At 61.4% G+C, this 1536-nt stretch carries 2 protein-coding genes; both read right to left on the bottom strand.

Annotated features, from left to right (window positions below):
- Nucleotides 1-12 precede the first annotated feature (12 nt).
- Nucleotides 13-897, bottom strand: a complete 885-nt coding sequence (gene ttcA, locus EN939_RS33690) for a tRNA 2-thiocytidine(32) synthetase TtcA (RefSeq protein WP_127271767.1) — start codon at nt 895-897, stop codon at nt 13-15.
- Nucleotides 898-1004: 107 nt separating this feature from the next.
- On the bottom strand, nt 1005-1536 hold a 532-nt coding region (gene rpsD, locus EN939_RS33685; RefSeq protein ID WP_127271766.1), incomplete at its 5' end, for a 30S ribosomal protein S4.

Here is a 1536-nt window from a genome sequence, read left to right as displayed (position 1 = left end):
ATCGCGGTGTCGTCAAATGTCATCGGAAATGTCTTGCCTTGTGGTGAGGGTGTCGTTGAGGGCAGCGAAGTCGAACAGCTTCCTGTCGAGCAGGTGCGATGGCCTGCTGTTCGACAGCGCGCGCAGCATCGTATCCTTGCGGCCGGGCATACGCTTTTCCAGGTCCTCGAGCATCGCCTTCATGGCATTCCGCTGAAGACCTTCCTGGCTGCCGCAGAGATCGCAGGGAATGATCGGGAAATGCATGGCGGCGGCGAATCTTTCCAGATCGGCCTCGGCGCAGTAGCTCAATGGCCGCAGCACCATGACGTCGCCGTCGTCGTTGAGCAGTTTTGGCGGCATGGCGGCGAGACGGCCGCCATGGAAGAGGTTCATGAAGAAGGTTTCGAGAATATCCTCACGATGGTGGCCGAGCACCAGCGCCGAGCACCCCTCCTCGCGCGCAATGCGGTAGAGATGGCCGCGCCTTAGGCGCGAGCAGAGCGAGCAATAGGTGCTGCCCGCCGGCAGCTTGTCGGTGACGAGGGAATAGGTGTCCTGATACTCGATCCGGTGCGCAATGCCGTGACTGTCGAGATAGTCCGGCAGGATATGTTTGGGGAAATTCGGCTGGCCCTGGTCGAGATTGCAGGCCAGAAGATCGACCGGCAAGAGCCCGCGCCATTTGAGGTCGAGCAGCACCGCGAGCAGGCCGTAGGAATCCTTGCCGCCCGAGAGCGCGACGAGCCAGCGCTGGCCGGGCTTGACCATCGAGAAATCCTCGATCGCCTGCCGGGTCAGCCGCAGCAGCCGCTTGCGCAATTTGTTGAATTCGACCGAGGACGGCACGTCGGCGAACAGCGGATGGAAGTCGCCTTCGCTGTCGGCGATCGGTTCGATGTCTGGAAGCATGTTCATGGCATGTCGCTTTCAGTGGCCAGAGCGCCGGGTTAGCGGACATGACCGACAAAGAAAAGGCCGCCTCGACGGGCGGCCTTTGCTTGGTGTCGCAGAACGCGCTCGTTTTAGCGCGAGTAGAATTCGACGACCAGGTTCGGTTCCATCTGCACGGCAAACGGAACGTCCGCCAGGCCAGGGATGCGCGAGAAGGTCGCGACCATCTTGTTGTGATCGGCTTCGATGTAGTCCGGCACGTCGCGCTCGGCGAGACCGACCGCTTCCAGAACGATGACCAGCTGCTTGGACTTTTCGCGCACTTCGACGACATCGCCCGGCTTGCAGCGATACGAGCCGATGTTGACGCGCTTGCCGTTGACGTTGACATGGCCGTGGTTGACGAACTGACGGGCGGCGAAAATAGTCGGCACGAACTTGGCGCGGTAGACGACCGCGTCGAGACGCGATTCGAGCAGGCCGATCAGGTTCTCCGAGGTGTCGCCCTTGCGGCGGTCAGCCTCTTCATAAACCTTGCGGAACTGCTTTTCCGAAACGTCGCCATAGTGACCCTTCAGCTTCTGCTTGGCGCGCAGCTGCAGGCCGAAATCGGAAAGCTTGCCCTTGCGGCGCTGGCCATGCTGGCCGGGACCGTATTCACGC

Origin of the sequence: Mesorhizobium sp. M7A.F.Ca.CA.002.05.1.1, from assembly GCF_003998335.1 — a bacterium.
Classification (GTDB): domain Bacteria; phylum Pseudomonadota; class Alphaproteobacteria; order Rhizobiales; family Rhizobiaceae; genus Mesorhizobium.
The sequence above is the reverse complement of the archived record's forward strand: the minus strand, read 5'-3'. Positions and strand labels throughout refer to the sequence as shown.